This window comes from Rhizobium sp. NLR8a, from assembly GCF_019685235.1.
In the GTDB taxonomy this organism is placed as follows: Bacteria; Pseudomonadota; Alphaproteobacteria; order Rhizobiales; family Rhizobiaceae; genus Rhizobium.
In genome coordinates this window covers 121,699-145,997 of sequence record NZ_JABDWI010000014.1, presented here as the reverse complement: position 1 = coordinate 145,997, position 24,299 = coordinate 121,699, and the positions used below count along the sequence as shown (strand labels likewise).

Below are 24,299 nucleotides of genomic sequence, written 5' to 3'. Positions count from 1 at the left end.
CAGTCAAGCTCTCCCCAGCCGCCGCGCCTCGATCATCATGCCGCCGCGACCTTGTCCCTCAGCGCCTCGTCCATGGCCGCCTGGAGTTGCTCTTGCGTGAACGGCTTCGCCATCCTGAGCATGCGGCCGAGCCCCTGATCCTCGGCAAGCTCGACATAACCTGAAGCGAGGATCACGGGCAGGTTGGGGAAGGCTGAACGAAGGTGGCGCGCGAGCTCGGCGCCGGTCATCCCCGGCATGGCATGATCGGTGATGACGAGATCACACTCCTGTCCGCCGGCGAGGAATTCCAGGGCCTGGGTAGCGGAAGCCGCCTCCCGCGGCAGATGTCCGAGATCCTCCAGCATTGCCACGGTTCCGGTCCTGACGAGCGCGTCGTCGTCGACGACGAGGATGGCAAGCGATCGCGAGACCGGTTTCAAGGGTTCCGCGGCCGCAGGCACGACCGCCGGCTCCTCCTTGGCAATGCTCTGCGCAACGGGCAGCCAGAGCGAGACGGTTGTGCCCTTCCCTCTTGTGCTCGAAATCTGGATGGAACCGCCCGATTGCGCCGCCAGGCCGTGCACCATCGATAGGCCAAGACCAGTGCCTTTGCCGATTCCTTTCGTGGTGAAGAATGGCTCGGCGGCGCGCAGGACCGTCGCCTCGTCCATCCCTTCGCCGTCATCCGAGACCGATATCCTGATGTAGTTTCCGCCTGCAAGACCGGCGGGCCGGTCTTGCTCCGCCGCCGCGGCGACCGTCACCGCACCGCCACTTTCAAGCGCATCCCGCGCATTGACGAAGAGATTTAGCAGGGCCAGTTCCAACTGGTTGCTGTCCACCAGAAGCGGCTCCAGATCCGCCGGTATGCGCTTTCGGATCTCGACGCGCGGTCCAACCGCCTTTGCGAGCAGATCCTCGACGTTTTCGAACAGCCGGAGGAAGTCGACCGCCTGTGGCTTCAGCTCCTGTCGGCGGGCGAAGGCGAGCAGACGCTGGGTGAGCGCCGTACCGCGTTCGGCCGCCTGGATGGCGTTCGTCACCAGGCGTTCGCTGCGCTCATCGGCCGGAAGCCGCTTCTTGAGCAGACTGAGGCTGCCGAGCACCGCCATGAGAAGATTATTGAAATCGTGCGCCACGCCGCCTGTCAGGTGGCCGATCGTATCGAGCTTCTGCGCCTCGAACAGCTGCGCCAGCGCCTCCTCGCGTTCGCGCGTCCTTTGGTCGATGCGGTGTTCGAGTTCCTCGTTCAGCTGACGCAATTGCGCGGCCGAGGCCTCGAGCTCGGCGGTGCGCTGGTGCACCCTGGCCTCCAGTTCGGCATTCAGGCGCTCGAGTTCCCGTGTCTTCCGGTAGAGATCGGCAAAGACTCTGACCTTTGCCCTCAGCACCTCGGGCACGATCGGGACCGAGACATAGTCGACGGCGCCGACCGCGTAGCCGCGCAGCCGGTCAGGTTCGGCCAGCATCACGGCCGAGACGAAGATGATCGGCGTGTTCTGATAGCGCGGGTGCTGACGGATCATTCCGACGAGTTCGAAACCGTCCTGCTCGGGCATGCAGACGTCGACGAGGATCACGGCGATCTCGGTGCGCAACAGGTGCTCGAATGCTTCGCGCGCCGACTGCGCCTTGATCAGGTTTTCCTCGAGCTCTTCGAGAATCACCTCATAGCTCAGAAGCTTTGCAGGCTGATCGTCGACGAGGAGGATATTGACGGGGCTCATGACCGGATCCTCAGCGGTGCAGCCACATGCGCAGAGCCGACAGCAGCTGCTCTGTGTTGACGGGCTTCGCCAGGTAGTCCGAGGCGCCGGCTTCCAGGCATTTTTCCCGGTCGCCCTTCATCGCCTTGGCCGTCAGCGCCAGGATCGGCAGCCGCCGGAAGCGGGGCTCAGATCGGATCACCTGCATTGTTTCATAGCCATCCATCCCCGGCATCATGATGTCCATCAGCACGATCGCGACGGAAGGCTCATTGTTGATGACGTCGATCGCCTCGCTGCCCGTCGTCGCCGTCAGCACCTTCATGCCGCGACGTTCGAGAACGCTGCTCAGCGCGAAGATGTTGCGCGCATCGTCATCGACGAGCAGCACGGTCTCGCCCACCAGATCCTCGTCCGAGCTGTGCAGCTCCTGCAGCGTCGCTTGTTTTGCGGCCGGCAGGTCGGCGACGACGCGGTGCAGGAAGAGCGCAGTCTCGTCGAGCAGGCGCTCAGGCGACTCCACGCCCTTCACCACGACGCTGCGGGCCATGCTGTGCAGCATCGCGTCTTCGTCAGGTGAAAGCTCCCGGCCGGTGAAGACGACCACCGGGACTTCGGCGATCCCGTCGTCGTCGCGGATTTGCTCCAGCACTTCGAAGCCGGACATGTCAGGCAGCGTAAGGTCAAGCACGACGCAGTCGGCAGAGCCTTGCCGGAGAACGGCGAGCGCCTCCGAGCCGGAGCCGACGCTTGTTATGTCGATGTCGTCGTGCCCGAGAAGGGCGGTGACGCTCACGCGCTCGGCCTCGTTGTCTTCCACCAGCAGCAACTGCTTGCGGCGCGGCTCGGCATAGGCCTTCAGCCGCGACAGTGCCTTGCCGAGGCCTTCCGGGGTCGTCGGCTTGCTCATGAAGGCGAAGGCGCCGCGGGTCAACCCGTGCTGGCGGTCCTCGTCGAGGCTGATGATCTGAACCGGAATGTGTCGCGTCTGGGAATTCTGTTTGAGCTGGCTCAGCACCGTCCAGCCCAGCATATCAGGGAGGAAAATATCGAGCGAGATCGCCAACGGTCTGTATTCCTGGGCGAGAACAAGCGCGTCGCTGCCGCGCATCGCGACCAGCACCTTGAAACCGTTGTCGCGGGCGAGATCGACGAGGACGCGGGCATAATGCGCATCGTCTTCGACGACGAGCAGCACGGAGTCGCCGGGCTCGATCCGGTGACGGTCGTCCGCGACATGTTCGACCGGTTTGTCAGCCCGACGGGCAGCCGCCTCGGCGAACTCGACGACGTTCGCCGCTGCCGGAGTGGACTTCGGCGCCACCGCGCCGGCGCCGACATAGGTGAGCGGCAGGTAAAGCACGAAGGTGCTGCCGACGCCGGGCGTGCTGCGCAGCTGGATCTCGCCGCCGAGCAGGTTCGCCAGTTCGCGGCTGATCGCCAGGCCAAGTCCGGTGCCGCCATATTTGCGGCTGGTCGACGCATCCGCCTGCTGGAACGCCTCGAAGATGATGCGCTGCTTCTCGGGCGGTATGCCGATGCCGGTATCGACCACTTCGAAGGCAATGACCGAAGGCGCGTGCCGCAGAGAAGGATGCTCCGGTGACCAGCCGCTCGTCGCCGATGCGACGCGAAGCGTCACGCCGCCCTGCGCGGTGAACTTGAAGGCGTTCGAGAGCAGGTTCTTGAGGATCTGCTGCAGCCGCTTCGAGTCGGTGATGATGCTCTTTGTCACATCGGCGCCGACCTCGACCGCGAAGGAGAGGTTGCGGTTTTCCGCCTCGTGGCGGAACGGCCGCGCCATCACCTCCAGCAGGTTGCTGACGAAGATCTCCTCGGCATCGACCGAGACCGTGCCGGACTCGATCTTCGAGAGGTCGAGAATGTCGCTGATGAGGTTGAGCAGATCGGTGCCGGCGCCGTGGATCGTCTTTGCGAATTCGATCTGCTTGACCGACAGATTGCCGTCCGGGTTTTCTCCGAGCTGCTGGCCGAGGATGAGGATCGAATTCAAAGGTGTGCGCAGCTCATGCGACATGTTGGCGAGGAATTCGGATTTGTATTTGGAGGTGAGTGCAAGCTCCGTCGCCTTTTCCTCGAGCGCGCGTCTCGCCTGCTCGATTTCCTGGTTCTTCGCTTCGACTTCGACGTTGCGTTCCTCCAGCTGTTGCGCCTTCTGGCCGAGCTGTTCGTTGGTCTGCTGCAACTCGCGCTGCTGCGTCTGCAGTTCGGCGGCAAGCTGCTGCGACTGCTTGAGCAGTCCTTCGGTTTGCATCGTCGCTTCGATCGAGTTGAGAACGATGCCGATCGAGGTCGTCAGCTGGTCGAGGAAGGAAAGCTGCAGCTCGGTGAATTCACCGGCGGAGGCAAGCTCGATCACCGCCTTCACCTGCCCCTCGAAATGCACCGGCAGGACAATGGCGCTTCGCGGCAGCGTCGTGAACACGCCCGAACTGATGGGAACGACGTTGTCGGGAAGATCGGTGACGAGGATGCGGCGGGCATCGCTGGCGCATTGCCCGACGAGGCCCTGGCCGAAATCGAGCCGCGGCGGATGCGCCGCTTCGACGCCCTGCGCATAGACCGACAGCAGCGACAGAAACGCCTGCTCTTCGTCGGCATCCACCTGATAGATGACACCCTGATGCGCGCCAACCAGCGGCGCGAGCTCGGAGAGCATCATCTTGCCGACCAGCGTCAGGTCGCGCTGCCCCTGCAGCATGTTGGTGAAGCGCGCCAGGTTGGTCTTCAGCCAGTCCTGCTCGGTGTTGCGCTCCGTCGTCAGGCGCAGGTTGTCGATCATCGTGTTGATGTTGTCCTTGAGCTCGGCCACTTCGCCGCGTGCATCGACCTTGATCGAGCGCGTCAGGTCGCCCTTGGTGACGGCGGTGGCGACCTCGGCGATGGCGCGCACCTGGGTCGTGAGGTTCGCGGCAAGCAGGTTGACGTTACCGGTCAGGTCCTTCCACGTTCCCGCGGTACCGGGGACATTCGCCTGGCCGCCGAGGCGGCCCTCGACGCCGACTTCACGCGCCACCGTCGTCACCTGATCGGCGAAGGTCGCGAGCGTATTGGTCATGTTGTTGATGGTTTCGGCAAGCGCCGCCACCTCGCCCTTGGAGGCGACGGTGAGGTTCTGCTTGAGGTCGCCGTTGGCGACCGCCGTCACCACCTTGACGATGCCGCGCACCTGTTCGGTCAAGTTGGCTGCCATGACGTTGACGGTGTCGGTCAAATCCTTCCAGGTGCCGGCCACACCCGGCACCTGCGCCTGGCCGCCGAGCTTGCCTTCGGTGCCGACCTCGCGCGCCACGCGCGTCACTTCGCCGGCAAAGGCGTTGAGCTGGTCCACCATCGTGTTGATAGTGTTCTTCAGTTCGAGGATTTCGCCCTTCACGTCGACGGTGATCTTGCGCGACAGGTCGCCGCGCGCCACTGCGGTCGTGACTTCGGCGATGTTGCGCACCTGGGTCGTCAGGTTGGCGGCGAGCAGGTTGACGTTATCGGTCAGGTCCTTCCAGGTGCCGGCCACGCCGGGAACGACGGCCTGGCCGCCGAGCCGGCCGTCGGTGCCGACTTCGCGGGCGACGCGCGTCACTTCGCCGGCGAAGGAGCGAAGCTGGTCGACCATGGTGTTCAAGGTATCCTTGAGGAGCAGGATTTCGCCGCGCACGTCGACGGTAATCTTGCGCGACAGGTCGCCATTGGCGATCGCGGTCGCCACCTCGGCGATGTTGCGCACCTGCGCCGTCAGGTTGCCGGCCATGGAGTTGACGCTGTCCGTCAGGTCCTTCCAGGTGCCGGCGACGCCGGAGACCTGCGCCTGGCCGCCGAGTTTGCCTTCGGTGCCGACTTCGCGGGCGACGCGGGTCACTTCGCCGGCGAAAGCGTTGAGCTGGTCCACCATCGTATTGATGGTGTTCTTCAGTTCGAGGATTTCCCCCTTCACGTCGACGGTGATCTTGCGCGAGAGGTCGCCGCGCGCCACGGCGGTGGTGACTTCGGCGATGTTGCGCACCTGGCCTGTCAGGTTGGAGGCCATGGAGTTGACGTTTTCGGTGAGGTCCTTCCAGGTACCGGCCACGCCAGGCACCTGAGCCTGGCCGCCGAGCTTGCCTTCGGTGCCGACTTCGCGGGCGACACGAGTCACTTCCGAGGCGAAGCGGTTCAGCTGGTCCACCATGGTGTTCAGCGTTTCCTTGAGCTCGAGGATTTCGCCCGAGACCGACACGGTGATCTTTTTCGACAGGTCACCATTGGCGATCGCTGTGGAGACTTCGGCAATGTTGCGCACCTGCGCCGTCAAATTGCCGGCCATGGAGTTGACGCTGTCGGTCAGGTCCTTCCAGGTACCGGCGACTCCGAGCACGTTCGCCTGGCCGCCGAGCCGACCTTCCGTGCCGACCTCGCGCGCCACGCGCGTCACCTCGCCGGCAAAACCGTTCAACTGATCAACCATCGTGTTGATGGTCTCCTTCAGCTCGAGGATTTCGCCCGAAACCGGAACGGTGATCTTCTTGGAAAGGTCGCCCTGGGCGACGGCGGTCGCGACTTCGGCGATGTTGCGCACCTGGCCGGTCAGGTTCGAGGCCATGGAATTGACGCTATCGGTCAGGTCCTTCCAGGTGCCCGCGACGCCGCGCACGTTCGCCTGGCCGCCGAGCCGGCCTTCCGTGCCGACCTCACGCGCCACGCGCGTCACTTCCGAAGCGAAGGCGTTCAGCTGGTCCACCATCGTATTGATGGTTTCCTTGAGTTCGAGGATTTCACCCTTCACGTCGACGGTGATCTTCTTCGACAGGTCGCCGTTAGCGATCGCAGTCGAGACTTCGGCGATATTGCGCACCTGCGCCGTCAGGTTGCCGCCCATCGAGTTGACGTTTTCGGTCAGGTCCTTCCAGGTGCCGGCGACGCCACGCACGTTCGCCTGGCCGCCGAGCCGGCCTTCCGTGCCGACTTCGCGCGCCACACGGGTCACTTCCGAGGCAAAGGCGTTCAGCTGGTCGACCATCGTGTTGATGGTCTCCTTCAGTTCGAGGATTTCGCCCGACACTGTCACCGTAATCTTCTTCGACAGGTCGCCATTGGCGATGGCTGTGGAGACTTCGGCGATATTGCGCACCTGCGCCGTCAGGTTCGAGGCCATCGAATTGACGTTGTCAGTCAGATCCTTCCAGGTGCCGGCGACGCCGGGCACCTGCGCCTGGCCGCCGAGGCGGCCCTCGGTGCCGACTTCGCGCGCCACGCGCGTCACCTCGCCGGCAAAGCCGTTCAGCTGATCGACCATCGTATTGATGGTTTCCTTCAGTTCAAGGATTTCGCCCGAGACGTCGACCGTGATCTTGCGCGAGAGGTCGCCGCGCGCAACCGCCGTCGTCACCTGCGCGATGTTGCGCACCTGGGCAGTCAGGTTGCCGCACATGGCGTTGACCGAGTCGGTCAGGTCCTTCCAGGTGCCGGCGACGCCAGGCACCAGCGCCTGGCCGCCGAGCTTGCCTTCGGTGCCGACCTCGCGGGCGACGCGCGTCACTTCGGAAGCGAAGGAGCGCAGCTGGTCGACCATGGTGTTGATCGCCTCCTTCAACTGCAGGATCTCACCGCGCACGTCGACAGTGATCTTCTTGGAAAGGTCGCCGTTGGCAACGGCGATGGTCACTTCCGCGATATTGCGCACCTGCGCCGTCAGGTTCGACGCCATCGAGTTGACGCTTTCGGTCAGGTCCTTCCAGACGCCGGTCACTTCAGGCACCTGCGCCTGCCCGCCGAGTTTGCCGTCGGTGCCCACTTCGCGGGCAACGCGCGTCACCTCCGAGGTAAAGACGCTGAGCTGCTTGATCATCGTGTTGACGATATCGGCCGAGCGCAGGAATTCGCCCTTGAGCGCCCGCCCGTCGACATCGAGCGGCACGGTCTGCAGCAGATCGCCCTTGGCGACCGCGGTGATCGTGCGGGTGACGGCCGTCGTCGGCCAGAGGAGATCGTCGATGAGACCATTGATCGAGCCTTCCATCTCGGACCATGAACCATCCGACAGGCCGAAGCGCACGCGCGTGCTCGTGCGCCCGTCGCGGCCGACCACCTGGCCGACATGTTCGAGCTGCTTTGCCATGCGCTGGTTGGCGGCGATGATATCGTTCAGCGCATCAGCGACCTTGCCGGTAACACCGGTCAGGTCGGAGCGCATCCGTACGGAAAAATCGCCGCGCCGGACCGCGACAAGCACCTCCAGAAGCGCGCTGGCATCGTCAAACGCCATGCTTTTATGGTCACGTCCGTTGAGGCTCTCTGCCGCAATGCTATCGGCCGAATATTCACTGGTCTGCTTGCTCACGGAATCCCCCTTATTCGACAGAAGGTAACTAGTGCTCGGCTGGAAAAAGGGTATGGGTGTGCGGCAGGGTTGCAGAGATAGGCCTAACCCATCGTCAACGCCCAAACTTTGCCTGCGCGGGAACAGTTTCCCGCCGCCCGTCGTTTCCGCCCTGACAAGGAGAGCGACATGTCGAACGTCTCAAGGACAGGCAAAGACGAGATCAACAACGCGACCAGCCCGACGACCTTCGGGCGCTCGGTCGAGAGTCAGGCGCAGATGCAGGATGCCGCCGCGGAGGCATCGCCAGAGGCCGGCGGCGAGGTGCTCAACATCTATCGGCTGGAACCGATTGCGAAACCCGATGATCCCAGATGGGGCAATGCCACCAATCACGGCACGATCGTCGTGGCCGCCCGAACGCCAGGCGATGCCAGGATCGTCGCGGCCGCACGAGAACTCGATTTCATGGAAGTCGATGCGGCGCCCGCCGAGGACGTCACGACCGCCAATGCTAGCGCCTTTCGCGACGATAAACTCTACACCGTGATAGAGATCGATCGGAACAGACATGATATAAAGCGCGGTATACTCGAGGGTACGGTCTCGGTCGAAACAATCCGGCCCGTCGAGCCAGACTAGGATCCTTTCTTCACCTGGGAGTTCTCATGAATACCGCCAATCTGCAGCTCAAAGGCCTGATCATGGCGATGGCCTCGATATTCGACGCCATCGTGGAAAAGGAACTGCTCACGCGCGGCGAGATCGACGCCGCGCTCTCGAAAGCTCAAAAGGCGATTGAGGAAGACGACGACCACGAGCTGTCCGGCGCCAACTTGGCGGCAATCCTATTTCCGATCCGCGTACTGCAGCTTGCCGGCGAAGCCGGCGGAAAAGGCGAAGGCGCCACTTTTTCGGACTATGCCAAGCTTGTGGGCAAGCTCAGCTAATCATGTTCGAAGGCTTTTCGCTCGACACCGGCGAGCACTGTTCCGGCGGCAATGTTCAGTGCCGTCGATTTTTGCGATAAGTTGATCTTTTTTGTCTTGTTTTCCGATCGTTCCTGTGGCTATACCCCGGCCGCATATATTCACGCACCGGGATTTTCTTCGTGACCAGCCTCAAATCACTTCTGGCCGCCTGCGGCCTCTCCGCCCTGATCGGCCTTGCCGCAGCCCCGTCATTCGCCGGTTCGACAACCTACCCGCTGACGCTCGAAAACTGCGGCGCGCAGGTGACCTTCAAGAAAGCGCCCGAGCGGGCGATCGGGCTTGGGCAGAACAGCGCGGAAATCCTGCTGCTGCTCGGCCTCCAGGACAAGATGGTCGGCACCGCCTTCTGGCCTAGCAAGGTCCTGCCGCAACTCGCCGAAGCCAATGCCAAGGTCAAGCTCCTCACCGTGGAGATGCCGACCTTCGAATCCATGCTTGCCGAAAATCCCGATTTCGTGGCCGTCGCCCTGCCGAGCCTCGTCGGCCCGAACAGCAAGATCGCCAAGCGCGAGGATTTCGACAAGGTCGGCGTTTCAACCTATCTCTCGCCGAGCACCTGCCTCAGCACCAAGGATGTCAAGGACCAGTACGGCAGCCGCGGCGAGCCATGGAACATGGATCTGCTCTACAGGGAGATCGACGAACTCTCGCAGATTTTCGATGTCGCCGATCGCGGCCAGGCGCTGATCGCCGATTTCAAGGCGCGTGAAGCCAAGCTCCGCGGCAGCGTTGCCAAGGACGGCCAGAACCTCTCCTACGTTTTCTGGTTCTCCAGCCCCAGCCCCTCGGCCGATGCCTATGTCGGCGGCAAGTACAGCGCTTCCGGCTTCATCGCCGACCTGCTTGGCGGCCACAATGCGATCACCGCGGACGCCGAATGGCCGACCGTCGGCTGGGAAGGCATCATCGCCTCCAATCCCGCCGTCATCGTCGTCGCCAGCCTCGACCGCAACCGCTGGGAGCTCGACAAGCCCGAGGCCAAGATCAACTTCCTGAACACCGATCCGGCCGTCAGCCAGATCCCGGCCGTCAAGAACAAGGCTCTCGTCGTGATGGACGGCCAGGCGATGAATCCGACCATCCGCACGATCTACGGCGCCGAGCAGGTTGCCGAGCAATTGAAGGCCCTTGGTCTGCTGAAGTGACCAACGCAGGCCGTCTCTTCCGGCGGCTGGGAGCGGTCACCGCACTGCTGCTCGCTTCCCTCTGCCTCATCGCTGTCGCCATTGGCGTCAGCGTCGGGATCGGCGACCTGCCGATCCCGCTTGCGACCACTTTTTCGGCCGTCACCAACCGGCTCGGCTGGACCGCGGTCGAGCTGAACCGCATCCATGAGACCGTCATCTGGGACTATCGGCTCAGCCGCGCGCTCGTCGCCGCCTTCTGCGGCGCGGGACTGGCGCTGTCGGGCGCCATCATGCAGTCGCTGCTGCGCAATCCGCTGGCCGAACCCTATGTGCTCGGCATCTCCGCCGGAGCCTCCACCGGCGCCGTCGCGATCGTCATCTTGGGCGTCGGCGCGGGCGCTGTATCGCTCTCAGCAGGCGCCTTCGCCGGCGCCTTCGCGGCCTTCTTCTTCGTGGCGCTGCTGTCGAACGGCACGCGCGGCGGCGCGGACCGCACCATCCTTGCCGGTGTCGCCGCATCGCAGCTCTTCAACGCCTCCACCTCCTATATCGTCACCACCTCGGCCAACGCGCAACAGGCCCGCGACGTCATGTTCTGGCTGCTCGGCAGCTTCAGCGGCGTGCGCTGGCCGGAATTCGCGCTGGTCTCGATCGTCGTCGGTTTCGGCCTCGCCGCCTGTCTGCTCTACGCCCGCGTGCTCGACGCCTTCGCTTTCGGCGACGAAGCGGCGTCCTCGCTCGGCGTCAATGTCAGCCGCGCCAGAATGGCGCTCTTCGCGCTGACCGCGATGATGACGGCGACGATCGTCAGCATGGTCGGCTCGATCGGGTTCGTCGGCCTCGTCGTGCCGCATGTCGCCCGCTTCGTCGTCGGGCCGCTGCATATCCGTCTCCTGCCGGCCTGCGCCATCGCGGGAGCGATCTTCATGGTGCTCGCAGACATTGCCGCGCGCGCCCTCATTCCCAACCAGATCCTGCCGATTGGCGTCGTCACGGCGCTGGTGGGCGTGCCCTTCTTCTCAATCATCCTCTACCGGTTCCAGCGCGCGCCATGAGCATCAAGGCTGACAACCTCACCTGGAAAATTGGCAGGAAGACCATTCTGGACGGTGTTTCCATGGAGGCGCAGCCCGGCCGGATGCTCGGCCTGCTCGGGCCAAACGGATCGGGCAAGACCTCGCTGCTGCGGCTTCTCGCCGGCCTGAAGCGGCCGCATTCGGGTCGCGTCATCCTCGCCGGTAGCGATATCGGTACCATCAGCCGCCGGTCGATCGCCCGGCGCATCGCCTTCGTCGAGCAGCACGCGACGACGAACGCCAACCTCAAGGTCGTCGACGTCGTCAAGCTCGGCCGCTTCCCGCACCGGTCGATGTTCTCGGGCTGGACGAGAGCCGACGAAGAGGCGGTCGAGGCCGCACTCGCACGCGCCGGCATGGCCGAAAAGCGCGACGAGCGCTGGCAGAGCCTGTCGGGCGGCGAAAAGCAGCGCACCCATATCGCCAGGGCGCTTGCCCAATCGCCGCAGGAGCTGATCCTCGACGAACCGACAAATCATCTCGACATTCAGCACCAGATCGGCCTAATGCGGCTCGTTTCCGGCCTGCCGATCACCAGCATCGTCGCGCTGCACGATCTCAACCATGCCGCCATGTTCTGCGATGAGCTTATTATCATGCAGCAGGGCAGGATCGTCGCCTCCGGCGCGCCAGAGGACGTGTTGAGCGAGAAACTGCTGCGCGAAGTCTTTTCGGTCGAAGCCCGCATCGAAGCTTCACCCCATCATTCGCGCCCGCATATCCATTATCTCAGGTGAAAGCGGCCGGAACCGCCCTCACGTCACGATCTGCAGCGGCAGAGCGGTCGTTTTTTTGATCGTCTTCAGGACGATGCTCGATTTCACCGACGCCAGATTGTCGGTGACCCGGATCATTCTTTCGAGAAACTGGCTGAGATGGTCGAGGTCGCGCGTCATGACCTTCATCAGAAAGTCGGCGTCACCCGTCTGCGAATAACATTCCAGGATCTCCGGCGCAGTCTCGATGAAACGATGGAGCCGCTCGTTTCCGCCTTCTGTATGCGCGCGAAGGCTGACGAGCGTATGCGCGACGACGGTGAAACCCAGCTTCACCGGATTGAGGATGGCGACGACGCTCTGAATATATTGCTCGTTGCGCAGCCTTTCCAAACGGCGGGCGCATTGGGTCGCCGAGAGATTGACCTTCTGAGAGAGTTCGCTCTGCGTCAGTTCGCTGTTCTGCTGGAGAGCGGCGAGCAGTTTGATATCAAATGGGTCCAGCATGGTCATCGGCCTCGATTGCGGTGAGTTTCTGCGTATTATACCGATATGACGCAGATTATCTGCACAATTACGCTTAAACAGGACGATAATCGCAGAAATTCGTCGCGATAGTTCCGTTAATCTTCGGCCTCTGACATGCAAGTGGAGGTGACAGTGTTTGACCAACTGAACAGCCGGCCGGCCGATAGCCTGCTCGCGCTCATCAAAGCCTTCCAGGCCGACGATCGTCCCGGAAAGATCGACCTCGGCGTCGGCGTCTATCGCGATGCCATGGGACGCACGCCCGTCATGCGGGCCGTCAAGGCGGCGGAGCAGTTTCTCCTGGAGACCCAGGACAGCAAGAAATATCTCGGCCCCGAGGGTGATCTGCAATTCGTGCGCCTGCTTGAGCCGATCATCTTCGGCAACTCGCCGAAATTCGCCCAACGGCTCGCCGGCATTCAGACGCCGGGCGGCAGCGGCGCGCTCCGTCTCGGCGCGGAACTCATCCAAACGGCAAATCCATCGGCAAAGGTTCTCTTGGGAACGCCGAGCTGGCCTAACCATGCACCGATCTTCGCTTCGGCACGCTTGGACGTAAAGGAGTATGCCTTCGTCGACCTGACGTCACAGCAGGTGACGTTCGAAAGCGTGGTCTCCGCTTTGTCTTCCGCCGGGGAAGGCGACGTCGTGCTGCTTCACGGTTGCTGCCATAATCCCACGGGTATCGATTTTACCGTGGAACAGTGGCGAGAGATTACCCAACTTCTCGTTGCGCACAGGCTCGTGCCCTTCATCGATCTTGCCTATCAGGGGCTCGGCGACGGTCTTGAACAAGATGCAGCACCGACGCGCATAATCCTCGATGCGGTCGAGGAAGCGCTGATCGCCTATTCCTGCGACAAGAACTTCGGCCTCTATCGCGAACGCGTCGGCGCGCTGTATGTCGTGGCTCGCCATGCCGATGACGCCAGAAAGGCGGAAAGCAACATGGCGGCGCTTGCCCGCGTCAACTGGTCCATGCCGCCGGATCATGGGGCCGCCATCGTCAGGGCCATTCTCGAAAACCCGGAAATGACGGCAATGTGGCGCGCCGAACTCGAAGAGATGTGCGAGCGCATCAACGGCAATCGCGCGGCGCTGGCTGCTGCCTCGCCCGAACTGGCTTTCATCAGCCGTCAGCGCGGCCTGTTTTCCAATCTCTCCATGCGCAAGGAAACGGCGGTCGCGCTCAGGGCAAACCACGGCATCTACATGGCGGATTCCGGGCGCATGAACCTTGCCGGCATGCAGCCCGCCGATGCCGGCGCCATCGTCGCGGCGCTCCGGGCCGAAGGCTGCCTGAAATCATAACCGATCGCACCATTGGAGCCTTTGAATGAACAGGAAAGAAACGACCGGCCAGGCGATCACCCGATCGCTTGTCGCCCATGGGATCGATACAGTCTTCGGCATCCCCGGCGCCCACATGTACGATTTCAACGATGCCCTCTACGACGCCGGCGACAAGATCCGGTTCATCCACACCCGGCATGAACAGGGCGCGGCCTACATGGCCTACGGCTATGCCAAATCCACCGGCAGGATCGGTGCCTATACCGTCGTGCCCGGCCCGGGCGTTCTCAATTCGGGCGCCGCCCTCTGCACCGCTTACGGCGCCAACGCGCCGGTGCTCTGCATCACCGGCAACATCATGTCGCACCTCATCGGCCGAGGCAGAGGACAGCTGCACGAACTGCCGGATCAGCTTGCGACGATGCGCGGGATTACCAAGGCGGCAGAACGCATCAACCATCAGTCCGAAGCCGGTCCGGTCATGGCGGCGGTCGTCGGCAAGATGCTCTCCGGCCGCCAGGGCCCGGGAGCGGTCGAAGCCCCTTGGGACGTGTTCGGACAATCCGGCCCTGAAATCGACATTCCCGTTGGCGCGAGAGCGCCTCATCCAACCGTCGATCCCGATCAGATCGCAGCCGCGGCAGCACTGATATCAAGCGCAAGCAATCCGATGATCATGGTCGGCGGCGGCGCGGCGGATGCCGGCGCGGAGATCGCCGCGTTAGCGGAATTGCTGCAGGCGCCGGTGACATCGCATCGCTCCGGCAAGGGCATCGTGCCCGACGACCATCCGAACTATCTGAATTTCGTGGCCGCCTATGAATACTGGAAGAAGGTCGACGTGCTGATCGGGATCGGCAGCAGGCTCGAATTGCAGTTCATGCGCTGGAAGTGGCTTCCCAAGGGGCTCAAGATCATCCGCATCGATATCGATCCGACCGAGATGGTCCGTCTCAAGCCGGATGTCGGCATCGTCTCGGACGCCAAGGATGGGGCCCAGGCTCTTACCGACGCGCTGGCGGGGTACTTCCGAGGGGATCGCAGGGACAAATTTGCCGAACTCAATGAAGAAGCAAGATCTCGTTTCTCGGCGGTGCAGCCACAGCTTGGCTATCTCGAAGCCATTCGCGAGGCCCTGCCGAAAGACGGCTTCTTCGTCGAGGAAATCAGCCAGACTGGCTTTGCCGCCCGCTTTGCCTTCCCGACCTACGGCCCTCGCCAATACGTGACATGCGGCTATCAGGACAATCTCGGTTTCGGCTTCAACACCGCCTTGGGCGTGAAAGTCGCCCATCCCGATAAGGCAGTGGTCTCCGTTTCGGGCGATGGCGGCTTCATGTTCGGCGTCCAGGAACTTGCCACAGCCGTCCAGCACAAGATCGCCGTCGTCGCCATCGTCTTCAACAATTCAGCCTACGGCAATGTGCTGCGCGACCAGAGGCAGATCTACAAGGGCCGCACTCTCGGCTCGGATCTGACCAATCCCGATTTCGTCGTCCTTGGCGAGAGCTTCGGCATCCGATCCTTCCGGGCGACAAGCCCCGGCGAATTGAGAGAGGTGCTGGAGAAGGCACTCGCACTCGACGAGCCCGTTCTCATCGAAGTTCCGGTTGGAAGGGGATCTGAGGCGAGTCCCTGGCCTTTCATTCATCCGGCTCCGCATGCCGAATGACCGCAAGGGGCCGAGACCTTTTCACGGCGACGGCCCCTTGAGAAATATCGTCGCCAGCGGTGGCAGTGTCAGCGCGAGGGAATGCGGCCTGCCATGGGCGGCCACGGGTTCGCTCGACACTGCGCCGTTGACGAGACCGGACCCGCCATATTCGCGCGCATCCGTCGTGACCCGTTCGACCCACACGCCATCCTGCGGCACGCCGATCCTGTAGCCGTAACGGGGCACCGGCGTGAAGTTCGAGAGGACGAGAACCGAGGACGAGCGATCGGGGGCATAACGCAGCATGCCGAGCACTGAATTCACCGCGTCGTCGGCCGCCGCCCATTCGAAGCCTTGGTGATGGAAATCGCCGAACTGCAATGCCGGCTCGTCTTTGTAGAAGCCGTTCAGATCCTTGACCAGCCGCTGGATTCCCGCATGCGCGGGCCGATCCAGCACATCCCAGCTGATTGAGGCGTCGTGGTTCCACTCGCCGAGCTGAGCGATCTCGCCTCCCATGAACATCAGCTTCTTGCCGGGATGGCCCCACATGAAGGCGAGGTAGCTCCGCAGATTGGCGAATTTCTGCCACTCGTCGCCCGGCATCTTGCCGAGCAGCGAGCCTTTTCCGTAGACCACCTCGTCGTGCGAAATCGGCAGAATGAAGCGTTCGGAATAGGCATAGATCATGCCGAAGGTCATCGTGCCGTGATGGTAGCTCCGATGGACGGGGTCCTTCTCGATATAGCTCAGGCTGTCATGCATCCAGCCCATGTTCCACTTCATGTCGAAACCGAGCCCACCCTCTTCCGGCGGCTTGGTGACGCCGGGCCAAGCGGTCGACTCCTCTGCGATCGTCATCGCATGCGGGCAGCGCTCATGGACGATGCTGTTCAGGTGCTTGAAGAATTCCACCGCTTCCAGGTTCTCACGACCGCCATACCGGTTCGGAATCCATTCCCCCTCGTTGCGGCTGTAGTCGCGGTAGAGCATCGAGGCGACGGCATCGACGCGCAATCCGTCGATATGGTAGCGTTCGAGCCATTCCAGCGCGCTGGCGATCAGGAAGCCTTTCACCTCGTTGCGGCCGAGATTGTAGATCAGCGTGTTCCAGTCACGGTGAAAGCCTTCACGCGGATCCTCGTGTTCGTAGAGCGCGGTGCCGTCGAAGCGGGCGAGCCCCCAGACGTCGGTGGGAAAATGAGCCGGCACCCAATCGAGGATGACGCCGATCCCGGCGCCATGGCAGCGGTCGATGAAATAGGCGAGATCCTCAGGCGTGCCATAACGGCCGGTCGGGGCGAAGAGGCCGAGCGGCTGATACCCCCAGGAGCCGCCGAAGGGGTGTTCCATGATCGGCAGCAGCTCGATATGGGTGAATCCCATATCGCGAACATAGGGAACGAGCCGCTGGCTGAGCTCGACCCAGTCGAGCGACCGCCCGCCATTCTCCCGCAGCCAGGAACCGGCATGCACCTCGTAGACGGAGATCGGCCCTTCCAGTCTTTGCTGTCGCGACCGGCCCTTCATCCAATTGTCGTCAGTCCACCGGAATCGCATCGACGATGCGACGATCGAAGCGGTGGACGGGGCAGCTTCGCTCGCTCTCGCCACCGGATCGGCCTTCTGCGGCAAACAGTTTCCATGCGGATCGATGATCTCGAACTTGTATCTTTCGCCGGGCGCCAGCCGGGGCACGAACAGCTCCCAGACGCCGGCGGACTGCCTCAACCGCATCGGGTTTCGCCGCCCGTCCCAGGCGTTGAAATCGCCGACAACCGAAACGCGGCGGGCATTCGGCGCCCAGACGGCGAAACGGACACCTGCGACGTCGTCGACCGACATTTCAACCGCGCCGAGCGTCCGGCTCAGGCTATAATGCGTGCCCTCGGAGATCAGGTGGAGATCGAGCTCTCCAAGCAGAAGTCCGAAACTATAGGGATCTTCGGTGATCTGCTCGCCATCCGGCCATGTGATCCGCAACCGGTAGGGCATCCTCGAACCCATCGCCGCCGCAAACAAGCCTGAGGGGTGAGCGATGCTGAAGGGTGCCACCACCCTGCCGCTCGCCGCTTCGATGAGATCGACGCCTTCGGCACCCGGCAAATAGACGCGCACGATCGTCATGCCGCCGCTTTCATGCGGGCCGAGGATCGAAAAGGGATCGCCATGGCGTCCCTCGATCAGCGCCCAGAGCGCATCATGTCCGATGCCGGCGAGAAGTTCCGAGCGTTCAACATTCATGCCTCGACCCCCGCTAAGCGCGATACGATTTCGGTAAGGCCGGCAAGCGGGATCGGCAGCCATTTCGGCCTGATGCGGGCCTCATAGGCGATTTCGTATGCCGCCTTTTCGAGAAGAAAAGCATCGAGAACCCTCCGTCGTTGTTCGGTCGGCATGGCGAGCGCCTTCGAGGCCGAGACCGCCTGCCAATAGGCATCGAGAAAAGCCTGCTCGGCATTGCGCCCGAAACGGGCGATGGCGTCATGGCGCACCTCGTTTTCGTGTTCGGTGACTGCGTCATTGTCGAGCTGGGCGGTGGCGACGAGATAGCTGAGCGACCGGAGAAGCCCGGCGACATCGCGCAGCGGAACCGTCTTGGCGCGGCGTTCAGCGAGGTTTTTCGCGGGTTCGCCCTCGAAATCGATGATGACGGCGTCGCCCTCACTGACCAGGATCTGACCGAGATGGAAGTCGCCATGCGTACGCGTCATCAGCGTGCCGCGGGCGCTCTCCGCCAGGCGCGCGCCAAGTTCAACCAGTTCGGAGCGGCGTTCCAGAAGCGGACGGGCGAGCAGATCGATAGCGGGCTCGGCATTTTCCTCGCGCTCGGCAAGCTTCGACATGGCATAGGCGACTTCGCCCGCCACCGCCTTCTTGATCGCCTCGACCTCATCGTCGCCAGCGACCACAGGGCTGAAAGCCTCGTCCGCGTTTTCCCCGGAGAGCACGACGTGTAACTCGCCGAGCCTCATACCGACCATGGCAACGAAGCTGATCAGCGGCCGGAAGACGTCGTCGCCGGGCTCGACCGCCGGATCGTTCAACACGAGCTCGTCGGCCGCGCGGCGCAGATTGTTCAGCATCCAATTCCAGGCGTCGCCCTGGTTGCGGATCGCGCCCTGGACGATGATCAAGGTCGAGCGACGCCCACTGGAATCCGTATGCGCGACCTCGCCGAGGAGTGGAGCGGTGTGATGGTAACCCGCGCAGGTCAGAAACCGCGTCATCTCGACTTCCGGATGGACGCCCGGAAAGATGTGCCGGATCAGCTTGATCATGGCGACGTCGCCGACGATCAGCGAACTGTTGGATTGTTCGGCCGATAGCCAATGAACCGGCATGCCGTCGGTAACCTGTAGGCGGTCGAGCCGCTCGGTGCCGAGAAATTCGAGGGTGCCGGTACGTCCGGTGATGCGCGAGCGGTCGGTCAGCCCGCGCAGGATACCGCGCGCCATCGGCTCGACCGCGAACCCATCTGTCAGGAAGCCGACCCGCCTGCCCTGACGAACCCGCCCGAGCGCAAGCTGCTGTGTCAGAGCGGAGGGTTGCGCATCATCCCAGGCGACCGCCAGCGGCAACTGATAGGATTCGCTGTGATCCGGCAGCTCCACCTCCAACTCGCCGAGAACGATCCCATCGGCATAGGGGATCGGCGTTGCCGAAATCAGTCGAGCCGCCTGAAGCGGCTGATCCTTTGCGCCGAACCACCGCCGTTTGGAGAGGTAGGCGGGCAGAATTTCGTTGCTGAGGACGCGTCCCAGCCGCGGTTCATCGACGAGGTCGAGCAGACCGCGGCGGAGGACCATCGTCACGAGATCGGGAAGCTGTTCGGGCGGAGCAGTACGCCATGCCGGCGGATCGGCATCGGCCTCCAGCTGAAACCAGAAGAAGCCATAGGGCGGCAGCGTCAGGAGATAGGTCAGTTGCCCGATCGGCGGAAAGGGCGACATGCCCGTCAGTTCGATCGGCACGCGGCCCTCGAAGGCCGAGAGGTCGAGCTCGACCGCCTGGGGCAGTCGCGAGAGGTTTGCGACGCACATCAGCGTCTCGCCTTCATATTCCCTGAGATAGGCCAGGATCTTGCGGTTCTCAGGCGAGAGGAAACGCAGCGAACCGCGTCCGAAGGCCGGATGCCGACCGCGCAGCGCCAGCATCTTGCGCGTCCAGTTAAGCAGTGAATGCGCATCGGTGCTCTGGGCTTCGACATTGACAGCTTCGAAGCCGTAGAGCGGATCGGCGATCGGCGGCAGGACGAGGCGCGCCGGATCCGTTCGGGAGAAGCCGCCATTGCGGTCGGGTGACCATTGCATCGGCGTCCGCACCCCGTCACGGTCGCCGAGATAGATGTTGTCGCCCATGCCGATCTCATCACCGTAATAGATAACGGGCGTCCCCGGCATCGACAGAAGAAGCGCGTTCATCAACTCTATGCGCCGGCGATCGCGTTCCATCAGCGGCGCCAAGCGCCGCCTGATGCCGAGATTGATGCGGGCGCGCTTGTCGGAAGCATAGGTCTCCCAGAGATAGTCCCGCTCGGCGTCGGTGACCATCTCAAGCGTCAGTTCGTCGTGATTGCGCAGGAAGATCGCCCATTGGCAATTCTCCGGGATTTCAGGCGTCTGGCGCAGGATGTCGGTGATCGGGAAGCGGTCTTCCTTGGCAATCGCCATGTACATGCGCGGCATCAGCGGGAAGTGGAACGCCATATGGCATTCGTCGCCTTCGCCGAAATATTCGCGCGTGTCCTCCGGCCATTGATTGGCTTCGGCAAGCAGCATCACGCCGGGATGAGTGGCATCGAGGGCGGCACGGATGCGCTTGAGGATTGCGTGCGTCTCGGGAAGGTTTTCGTTGATCGTCCCCTCGCGCTCGACGAGGTACGGAATCGCATCGAGGCGGAAACCGTCGATACCGGTCTCCAGCCAGAAGCGCATCACCTTCAGCAGCTCCTCCATAACAAGCGGGCTGTCGAAATTGAGGTCGGGCTGGTGGGAATAGAAGCGGTGCCAATAATAGGCGCCGGCGACGGCATCCCACGTCCAGTTCGATTTTTCCGTGTCGAGGAAGATGATGCGCGTTTCCGGAAATTTCTGATCGCTGTCCGACCAGACATAGAAATCCCGCTCCGGCGATCCCGCAGGTGCATTACGTGCCCGCTGGAACCAGGGATGCTGGTCGGAGGTGTGGTTGATGACGAGCTCGATGATAACACGGATATTGCGCTGGTGGGCGGCGTCGACGAAAGCGCGGAAATCCTCCATGGTCCCGTAATCCGGGCTGACATTGCCGTAGTCGGCGATGTCGTAGCCGTCGTCACGACGCGGTGAGGGAAAGAAAGGCAGAAGCCAGATCGCGTTGACGCCGAGCGCTGCGACGTGATCGAGCTTCTGGTGCAGGCCGGCAAAATCGCCGACGCCGTCGCCATTGGCGTCGTAGAATGACTTGATGTGCAGCTGGTAGATGATCGCATCCTTGTACCAGAGCAGCGGGTCGACGCTACCGGGATTCATCGTGTCCATTCATGCCTCCGCTGCGCGAACGCGCCAGATCGCAAAGGGCAGGATCTGAGGATTGAAACCCACTCTCTGCCGCTTGCCGTTCCACCTGAACCGGTGCCCCGTGACCAAGTCCTCGGCGTCGAGCGCGCTGCCATCATCCAACGACCACTTCCAAAGCGGCAGTTCGACATCGCTTTCCTGAAAATTATGGGGGTCAAGGCTGATCGCGATCAGCAAGACATTGTCGCGGGCTTGGCTCGCCTTCTCGAAGAACAGGATGTTGTCATTCCAGGCGTTCAGCAGCGTCAGCCCGAGATGCGAATGCAGCGCGGTATTTTCGTTCCGAATGCGGTTCAGCATCCTGATTTCGGCGATGATGTTGCCCGGCCGGTCGTAATCCCAGGCGCGGATCTCGTATTTCTCGCTGTCGGCATATTCCTTGCGCTTGGCGTCGGGACGGCCCTCGCAGAGTTCGAAGCCGTTATAAACGCCCCACAGACCGGAAAGCGTCGCGGCGAGTGCAGCGCGGATCAGGAAGGCCGGGCGCGGCGCGTTCTGCAGAAAATCCGGATTGATGTCATGGGTGTTGACGAAGAAATGCGGGCGGAAGAATTCCTTCGGCGCCGTCTCGGTCAGCTCTCGCATATATTGCTCGAGCTCCCACTTGGTATTGCGCCAGGTGAAGTATGTGTAGGACTGGGAGAAGCCAATCTTCGCCAACCGGTACATGACCTTCGGCTTGGTGAAGGCTTCCGACAGGAAGACGACGTCGGGATGGCGCGCCCTGATATCGCCGATCAGCCATTCCCAGAACGGAAATGGCTTTGTGTGCGGATTGTCGACCCGAAACAGCTTGACGCCCTGGTCGACCCAAAGCTGGACAATATCCCTGAGTTCCACCCACAGAGAGGGCAGCGCGTCTTTCGTATAGAAATCGACATTGACGATGTCCTCGTACTTTTTCGGCGGGTTCTCGGCATATTTGATCGTGCCGTCGGGCCTCCAGTCGAACCAGCCGGGATGTTCCGTCAGCCAGGGATGATCGGGCGAAGCCTGGATCGCGAGATCGAGCGCGATCTCCAAACCATGCCGGCCCGCCTCCTCGACCAGCCGGCCGAAATCCTCGAAATCGCCAAGCTCGGGATGAATGGCATCGTGGCCGCCCTCCTCGGAACCGATGGCATAGGGACTTCCGGGATCATCAGGCGCTGCCTTCAGGCTGTTATTGCGTCCCTTTCGGTTGGTCGTTCCAATCGGATGGATCGGCGGGAAATAGAGCACGTCGAAACCCATGTCGCGGATGGCAGACAATCTCGGGATGACGTCGTCGAAGGTGCCGTGCCGATTGGGATCGCCGCTCTGTGAGCGCGGGAAGATCTGATACCAGCTGGCGAAGGCCGCCGACTTGCGTTCAGCATCGACGGCGCTTGTCGTGGAGCGAAGCCGGAAGGGCCGCCTGTCAGCCTTGTTCATCAACTCGGAGGTCTCGGGGTCGAGCAGGATTGCCGTGCGCTCGGCATCCGAGGCGTTTTCCAGACCGTCGATGAGCGCCTGCAAGTCGGCGCCGAGTGCCGCCGGCGCTTCGGCCCTCGCGGCGCGCACGAGGTTCAACCCCTCCTGAAGCTCCAGCTTCAGGTCCAACCTGGCATCGTTCTTCTTGGTCAGTTCGTAGCGGAAGATCGCGAACGGATTCTTCCACGCTTCGACCGCGAACTCGTAGCGTCCGATGCGCTCCAGCAGGAATTCGGCGCGCCAGCGGTCGTTCTCGACCAGCTGCATCTCAGTCTCGTTCCACTCCGCCATGGCGTCGTGCGGCCGCCAGAGCAGGACGGCCGCGATCGGGTCGTGACCGTCGGCGAATAGATCGGCCTCGACGGTGACGGTCTCGCCGACCACCCGCTTGACAGGAAAGCGTCCGTCATCGACCCGCGGCATGATGTTTTCGATGGCAAGCCGCGGCGAAGCGATCGCCTGCTCGACGTCGAGGGCGGGTCGGGATGTGATCGGCTCCGGCGCTCTGGCTCCGATGATCCGCGTCTCCCCGGCCCGCAGGCGCAGGATTGCGCCATCGGCCGCGACGGGAAGATAGCCGGACACCGCCTCGCGAAGCGCCGTCATCGGCGCGGGCGCGCTTCTCCGGAGGTCCCGGTTAATCAGGACGAACCGCACATTCGATGCACTGCGGAGATCCTGCTCCTCGGATTGCACAAGCGCGGAGACCGGCCCGTTGGCGTTGCGGATCAGGCGAAGCGACGGAGCGCGCGCGTGGCCGGGCCTGCCGATCTCGGCATTGGCGGCACGTATTTCAGAGGAGATGTCGAAGGCGAGATCATGGCGCAGCTTCCGCAGCCCCGAACCATCGCCGTGGGTTGGATCGAGCGGCGTCGCCGCACCATATTCGAAACCAATCGGAACCATGAGGCCGCCGCCGAGCGAGGCGGCGAGCCGCAGCGCTCTGACGGCACGCCGCTCGAGAATTTCACGGCTCTCGGTCCCATGCGCAATCCGTCTGGCAAAGGGCGGTTCGGGAAAGGCAATTTGCCAGCCGAGCGCCTCCTGAACGCGATGCTCCTCGACGAACCATCTCTCGTCGAGATCCCACCAGGCCATCGATGAAAAACATCCAGAAAAGCCCGCATCCGCGATCCCTCTTCTTACCGCAAAGTCGGTGGCGGGCGTCCAGGCGAGGAATTGCGCGTCAGCCTTCTCGCGCACCGCAGCGATCAGCGATTTGAAAAGCGCCGGTTCAGCGCGATCGATCCCGAGCACTCGGTAGCCGGAGAGGCCGAGCCCGGACAGCCGCCACAGCCGTTCGGTCCACTCCCCCAACAAACGCAATTGCCGCTCGGACCCGATCGTGTTCATCGGCTCCGCCGGATCGAGCGGCGAGCGTCGAGGATCGATCGGACGAAAGCCCACTTGCGCATCGCCGACTTTCCCGTCGAGCATCAGGTCCATCATCAGGCCGACGCCGCTCTTGTCAGCGGCCTCCGACAGGCGCGATATCCCATCATCGACCGCGCTTCCGAGCTGCAGTTCAGGATCGAGCCGATCGAAATCCCGGGAGGTAAAGACGCTGCAGTCCCCGCCTCGGTCGAAGAGCGGCGCCGTCAGAACATACTCAAAGCCAGTATCCGCCGCATGGTCGAAAACCTCGCGCCATGCATCGATGCCTTGGAGAAGTAGCGGGTTGACATAATAGATCCGGGGTGGGGTGCTGAACGCACCCTGCTTCGCAGAGAGTAACATCGGCCGCCGCCTCGTGTTGCTTTTCAGGCAAACTTCTTTTGGCGGAGGTTGTTCCACTCAAACCGTCAATTCACGGCTGCATGGGGCACATGGCTAAAGGCTGAACGCGCCTGCGCGCGAGGTGGGAGACGACGTGATCCGGCAGGCCGATCTCGCTCAGCGAGA

General features: G+C 62.8%; 13 protein-coding genes. 7 read left to right on the top strand and 6 right to left on the bottom strand.

Going from position 1 to position 24,299, the window contains the following annotated elements; translation table 11 throughout:
- Positions 1-35 precede the first annotated feature (35 nt).
- Both HJC04_RS25265 and HJC04_RS25260 read right to left on the bottom strand, forming a co-directional pair.
- Positions 36-1,709: a response regulator gene (locus tag HJC04_RS25265; RefSeq protein WP_221147393.1), complete on the bottom strand. Its 1,674-nt coding sequence runs from the start codon at positions 1,707-1,709 to the stop codon at positions 36-38.
- A gap of 10 nt (positions 1,710-1,719) precedes the next feature.
- Positions 1,720-8,019 (bottom strand): HAMP domain-containing protein, encoded by a 6,300-nt coding sequence (locus tag HJC04_RS25260; RefSeq protein WP_221147392.1) that lies wholly within the window; start codon positions 8,017-8,019, stop codon positions 1,720-1,722.
- 168 nt (positions 8,020-8,187) lie between these two features.
- Between HJC04_RS25260 and HJC04_RS25255 the strand changes: the two genes are divergently transcribed.
- The 5 genes from HJC04_RS25255 to HJC04_RS25235 all read left to right on the top strand — a co-directional run bounded on the left by HJC04_RS25255 (position 8,188) and on the right by HJC04_RS25235 (position 11,930).
- Complete coding sequence (locus HJC04_RS25255; RefSeq protein ID WP_221147391.1) at positions 8,188-8,640, top strand: hypothetical protein; 453 nt, start codon at positions 8,188-8,190, stop codon at positions 8,638-8,640.
- A 26-nt stretch (positions 8,641-8,666) separates the two neighbouring features.
- On the top strand, positions 8,667-8,948 hold the full coding sequence (locus tag HJC04_RS25250) for a hypothetical protein (protein WP_210631840.1): 282 nt from the start codon (positions 8,667-8,669) through the stop codon (positions 8,946-8,948).
- A 161-nt stretch (positions 8,949-9,109) separates the two neighbouring features.
- Positions 9,110-10,135 (top strand): ABC transporter substrate-binding protein, encoded by a 1,026-nt coding sequence (locus HJC04_RS25245; protein WP_210631839.1) that lies wholly within the window; start codon positions 9,110-9,112, stop codon positions 10,133-10,135.
- Entirely contained in the window at positions 10,132-11,172 is a 1,041-nt protein-coding gene (locus HJC04_RS25240; RefSeq protein ID WP_221147390.1) for an iron ABC transporter permease, read from the top strand. The genes HJC04_RS25245 and HJC04_RS25240 overlap by 4 nt, the downstream gene beginning before the upstream one ends.
- Positions 11,169-11,930, top strand: a complete 762-nt coding sequence (locus HJC04_RS25235) for an ABC transporter ATP-binding protein (protein ID WP_210631837.1) — start codon at positions 11,169-11,171, stop codon at positions 11,928-11,930. The genes HJC04_RS25240 and HJC04_RS25235 overlap by 4 nt, the downstream gene beginning before the upstream one ends.
- 18 nt (positions 11,931-11,948) lie before the next feature.
- On the opposite strand, the gene HJC04_RS25230 is transcribed toward HJC04_RS25235, so the two are convergent.
- Entirely contained in the window at positions 11,949-12,416 is a 468-nt protein-coding gene (locus HJC04_RS25230; RefSeq protein WP_210631836.1) for an Lrp/AsnC family transcriptional regulator, read from the bottom strand.
- A 153-nt stretch (positions 12,417-12,569) separates the two neighbouring features.
- Between HJC04_RS25230 and HJC04_RS25225 the strand changes: the two genes are divergently transcribed.
- Together HJC04_RS25225 and HJC04_RS25220 are read left to right on the top strand one after the other, a co-directional pair.
- Complete coding sequence (locus HJC04_RS25225; RefSeq protein ID WP_221147389.1) at positions 12,570-13,748, top strand: amino acid aminotransferase; 1,179 nt, start codon at positions 12,570-12,572, stop codon at positions 13,746-13,748.
- Positions 13,749-13,773: 25 nt separating this feature from the next.
- Positions 13,774-15,402 (top strand): thiamine pyrophosphate-dependent enzyme, encoded by a 1,629-nt coding sequence (locus HJC04_RS25220; RefSeq protein WP_221147388.1) that lies wholly within the window; start codon positions 13,774-13,776, stop codon positions 15,400-15,402.
- A gap of 21 nt (positions 15,403-15,423) precedes the next feature.
- Here HJC04_RS25220 and glgB read toward each other — a convergent pair whose 3' ends face one another.
- From glgB to HJC04_RS25205, 3 genes are read right to left on the bottom strand one after another with little or no spacing between them, the layout of a single operon-like run.
- Positions 15,424-17,628, bottom strand: a complete 2,205-nt coding sequence (gene glgB / locus HJC04_RS25215) for a 1,4-alpha-glucan branching protein GlgB (protein ID WP_210631833.1) — start codon at positions 17,626-17,628, stop codon at positions 15,424-15,426.
- Entirely contained in the window at positions 17,625-20,906 is a 3,282-nt protein-coding gene (treS, locus tag HJC04_RS25210) for a maltose alpha-D-glucosyltransferase (RefSeq protein WP_221147387.1), read from the bottom strand. The genes glgB and treS overlap by 4 nt, the downstream gene beginning before the upstream one ends.
- Entirely contained in the window at positions 20,907-24,134 is a 3,228-nt protein-coding gene (locus tag HJC04_RS25205) for an alpha-1,4-glucan--maltose-1-phosphate maltosyltransferase (RefSeq protein ID WP_221147386.1), read from the bottom strand.
- Positions 24,135-24,299 lie beyond the last annotated feature (165 nt).